General features: G+C 48.3%; 2 protein-coding genes and 4 tRNA genes. All 6 read left to right on the top strand.

The window, feature by feature from the left end; translation table 11 throughout:
* Positions 1–147 precede the first annotated feature (147 nt).
* Entirely contained in the window at positions 148–1605 is a 1458-nt protein-coding gene (locus GXO76_09545; GenBank protein NOY78094.1) for a cysteine--tRNA ligase, read from the top strand.
* Positions 1602–3839 (top strand): right-handed parallel beta-helix repeat-containing protein, encoded by a 2238-nt coding sequence (locus GXO76_09540; GenBank protein NOY78093.1) that lies wholly within the window; start codon positions 1602–1604, stop codon positions 3837–3839. Before GXO76_09545 ends, GXO76_09540 begins: the two co-directional genes overlap by 4 nt.
* A gap of 211 nt (positions 3840–4050) precedes the next feature.
* Positions 4051–4123 (top strand) — tRNA-Thr (locus GXO76_09535).
* Positions 4124–4164: 41 nt separating this feature from the next.
* Positions 4165–4246: transfer RNA gene (locus tag GXO76_09530), tRNA-Tyr, on the top strand.
* A 13-nt stretch (positions 4247–4259) separates the two neighbouring features.
* Positions 4260–4332: transfer RNA gene (locus tag GXO76_09525), tRNA-Gly, on the top strand.
* A 57-nt stretch (positions 4333–4389) separates the two neighbouring features.
* Positions 4390–4462, top strand: a tRNA-Thr gene (locus tag GXO76_09520).
* Positions 4463–4620: the final 158 nt, after the last annotated feature.

The raw sequence follows: 4620 nt of genomic DNA, 5'->3' as shown, positions 1-4620 counted from the left end.
AAAAATGATGTGTTGTTTTTGGTAAGATTTTAGTATTTTGCAAGGGCTGAAAGAATCCCCTCTTGAGAGGGGTGGTCTGCCTCGGGAAGAACGGGGTGTGTGCCAAACCTATTTTGGGAAAAGCGTTAACTTTTTTGGGAGTGGAAAATGAGCATTCGGGTTTACAATACATTGACAAAGAAAAAAGAAACGTTCATTCCGCAGCAGGAAGGGAAGGTTCGTTTTTACGCCTGTGGTCCCACGGTTTACGATTATTTTCATATCGGTAACGCCCGTCCGTTTGTGACCTTTGATGTTTTTCGCCGGTACTTAATGTACCGGGGATTTCAGGTTCTGTACGTGCAAAACATCACGGATGTGGATGATAAAATCATTAAAAAAGCCAACGATGAAGGCGTATCCGCACAGGAAGTCGCTCAGCGTTACGCCCGGGCATATCTGGAAGATCTCCAGAAACTCCGTGTTTTGCCGGCAGATGTCAATCCCCGCGCCACGGCTCACATCGACGAAATGATCGCTCTCGTTAAAAAATTGGTGGATAAGGGGTTTGCGTACGAGATTGACGGCGATGTGTATTACGATGTGAGTCAGTTCAAGGATTACGGCAAGCTCTCCGGGAAAAAGATTGACGAGCTCCAATCCGGTGCGCGAATTGAAGTGGACGAACGCAAGCACAACCCGCTGGATTTTGCCCTCTGGAAGGCGGCCAAGCCGGGGGAGCCCTGGTGGGAAAGCCCCTGGGGCAGGGGGCGTCCCGGGTGGCACATCGAGTGCTCGGCCATGTCCATGAAGTATTTGGGAGACACCCTGGACATTCACGCCGGGGGAGAGGATTTGATTTTTCCGCACCACGAAAACGAAATTGCCCAGAGCGAAGCGGCGACCGGTAAGCCTTTTTCCCGCTACTGGCTGCACATTGGTTTTCTGCAAATTCGCGGTGAGAAGATGTCCAAATCCCTGGGCAATTTTCTCACGGCCCGCGAGATGGTGAAACGCCACAAACCGGAAGCCATCAGGCTTTTTTTCCTGCAAAAGCACTATCGGAGTCCCATTAATTACACCGAAGACATCCTCTCAGAAACGGAAAGCGCACTTAATCGCCTGCTGAACACGCTTGAAAAAATTGAGAATACTATTGGAGAGGCAAAATTTACGGGGATCGATTCGGAGTCACTGACGGCCGATGAGAAGACCGTTTGGGAGGCTGTTCAGGCCAACAAAACGCGTTTTCTTGAGGAAATGGATGACGATTTTAACACAGCCGGAGCCATGGGTCAGCTCTTTGAAATGGGCAAACAGGCCAATAAAATTCTGGAGAAGGAATCGCTTTCGGACAACGAAAAAGAGATTCTGGCGTTTGTCCGCCGGGCATTTACAGAATTTGACAGCTTTTTGGGGTTGTTTGAATCCAGTGGAGCGGGCGGCGGAGTAGAGGAGGAAACCTTCAATCAGATGGTGGAGCTTTTGCTGCATGTGCGCACGACTCTTCGCACAAAGAAAGAGTGGGCACTGGCGGATGACATCCGGGACGGCCTGGCCAGACTGGGCATTCAAATTGAGGATCACAAGGACGGAACAACCTGGAAAAAGGGAAGCAAAAAATGAGAAGCCGACTGTGGGCTGTTGTCGTTCTTTCTGTTTTATTAGCCGTTTCCTGCACGCCAAAGGAAACGGTCTTTTACGTGTCCCCTCAGGGGAACGACGCCTGGTCCGGGCGTTTGAAAACTCCGAATACTTCGAAAACAGACGGCCCGCTTGCTTCGCCGGAAGGCATTCGCCGGGTACTGAAACAATTGAAATCCGGCGGAAACGTAACGGTTTATTTTCATTCGGGGAATTACCTGTTCACGAAACCGTTTACGCTTGCCGGAAACGATTTGCCTGCGGGGCTTCGTTCGCTTAAATTTCAGGCTCTTCCGGGGGATACGGTTTGCTTCTGGGGTGCCCGGAGAATAACTGATTTTATGCCTGTGGGGCACCGGGCTATTGCAAGGCGGTTCCCCCAAAAGGCGCGCGGAAAAATTGTGGTTGCCGATTTGAAGTCACTCGGAATAACCGATTTTGGAAAGATCACACGGCGGGGCGCGCCGCCGGTTCTTTTATTCTACAAGGGCCGCCAAATGCCCATTGCCCGCTTTCCAAACACCGGGTGGCTGCGGATTGCAGATGTTCCTCAGACGGGAGACACCCTTTTTAACAAGGGCTTGGCACGCGAAAAGCGCTACAACGGGGTTCCCGTGGGACGCCATTACGGACGAATTGCCTACTCCGGAAACCGGCCCAATCGGTGGTCCGATGATAACGAAATTTACATGCACGGTTATTGGACGTGGGACTGGTCCGATTCGTATCAGCGGGTGCGCCTTATTAATAGGAAAAAAAAGGAAATCACCATTGCCCCTCCGCACCATCACTATGGGTACACCAAAAATCAGCGCTACTATTTTTTGAATATCTTGGAAGAATTGGATCGGCCGGGGGAGTGGTGTTTGATCCGCAAAACCGGTAAATTGTATTATTATCCCCCGGATCCAAAGGCCCTTTCGGAAACCCTTCTTTCGGTTTTCCGAAAGCCGTTTCTTATTCTGAAAAGCACGGAGAATGTAACCCTTTCGAATATTCGGTTTGAGTTTTCCGCGGGTGAGGGTATTCGTATTCTGGGAGGCCGAAACAATGTGATCTCCAATTGCAGGTTTACCCACCTTGGCGGTCAGGCTGTGATGATTAAGGGGGGAAGTGAAAACGGCGTTCAAGATTGTGAATTTTTCGATCTGGGCATGGGGGCCATTTATCTGGATTCCGGGAATCGGAAAACCCTGACGCCGGGGAAAAGCTTTGTAGTGAACAACCACATTCATCACTACAGCCAGTGGATTCGCGCGGGACAGTATGGGGTGAAGCTTTATGGCGTCGGAAATCGTGTGGCATTTAATTTGATCCACGATGCGCCCCATGAAGGAATTTATCTGAGCGGAAATGATCATCTGATTGAGTACAATGAATTTCATCACCTGTGTCAGGAAACCGGAGACGCCGGTGCCATCCACACAGGCCGCGATTACACCTGGCGGGGTAACGTGATTCGTTACAATTATTTTCACCACCTCAAGGGGCCGGGTCTCCACGGTGTAGTGGCTACGTATCTGGATGATTTTGCCTCGGGATTTAAGGTGTACGGAAACATTTACTACAAAACCACACGCGGCGTGCTCATTGGCGGCGGTCGGGACAACGTGGTTGAAAATAATATTTTTGTGGCGTGCCGCCCGTCCATCGTTCTGGATGCCCGGGGCCTGGGTTGGGCCAGTAATTATTTTGACGGAACGATTACAACCCTCTGGGACCGCCTGAAACAGGTGAATGCCTTTGAACCGCCTTACATCAAAAAGTACCCTGAATTGAAGACGTTAAAAGAAGGCAATCCCGCTGTTCCGGCCAACAACAAAATTCTTCGCAATATTTCCTGCGGCGGTTTCTGGATGGATTTATTTGATTTTTACGCCTACGATTTTCGCGCAGTAACCACCGTGCGAGACAATATTATTGGCGATTCACTTCTCTGCAAACACAGCAAAGAAAAACCCAAAGGATGGGACCCCTACTATTTGAACATTGATTTTGCCAAAGGATACATCTTTTGCGGACAAAACGATCCCGAAGCCAAATCGCTTTTTGCCGGAAACTTAATTATTTCCGATAAGGATTCGGTTTTTGCAGGACTCAAGAGAGGTGATTTTCACATAAAAAGAGGTTCCATTTTATTCTCGCGCGGGTTCATACCCATTCCTGTCGAAAAAATCGGATTACAAAAAAAGTTTCTTAAAGAATTACATTATTAGTGAAACTTTTGGGTTTCATTTTGCGTTGCAATAACCAGCGGTAATTTTATAAATTGAAAAATATTTTCCCCCGCTCTTCAAAATATGAAATATTTAAATTTTTACTTGACATTTGGAAAAAAATTATTATATTATTAAGCTGTATTTTCAAGGGCATTTATGCCCTATTTCTTAATGGGATAAAGTATTACTTCTTAATTATCAATGTGTTGCCGATGTAGCTCAGTTGGTAGAGCAGCTGATTTGTAATCAGCCGGTCGGAGGTTCGAGTCCTCTCATCGGCTCTATTCCGTAAAAAAAAATTAGAGTAATTACGATAGATTGTGGAGAGGTTCCCGAGTGGTCAAAGGGAGCAGACTGTAAATCTGCCGGCGAAGCCTTCGGAGGTTCGAATCCTCCCCTCTCCACTATTTTTTGTCTGCGGGAGTAACTCAGTGGCTAGAGTCACGGCCTTCCAAGCCGTTGGTCGCGGGTTCGAATCCCGTCTCCCGCTCTAAGTTGTCTGTTATTCTAAAAAGCTGGGTGAGTCGTTTTGCCTTAAGTCATAAGTGCCCACGTAGCTCAGTCGGTAGAGCACATCCTTGGTAAGGATGAGGTCACCGGTTCAATCCCGGTCGTGGGCTCTCTTTTTCGGAAGACGTGTTGACAGGCGACAGGCAACGAGAAATTTTATTTTATATTAGAAAGCTAAAGGAGGACAACGAATGGCAAAGGCGAAATACGAACGGAAGAAGCCGCACGTGAATGTAGGCACGATCGGACATGTGGATCATGGGAAGAC

It is taken from the genome of Calditrichota bacterium (assembly GCA_013151735.1).
GTDB lineage: Bacteria > Zhuqueibacterota > JdFR-76 > JdFR-76 > BMS3Abin05 > BMS3Abin05.
This window is presented reverse-complemented; position numbering and strand designations above follow the sequence as displayed.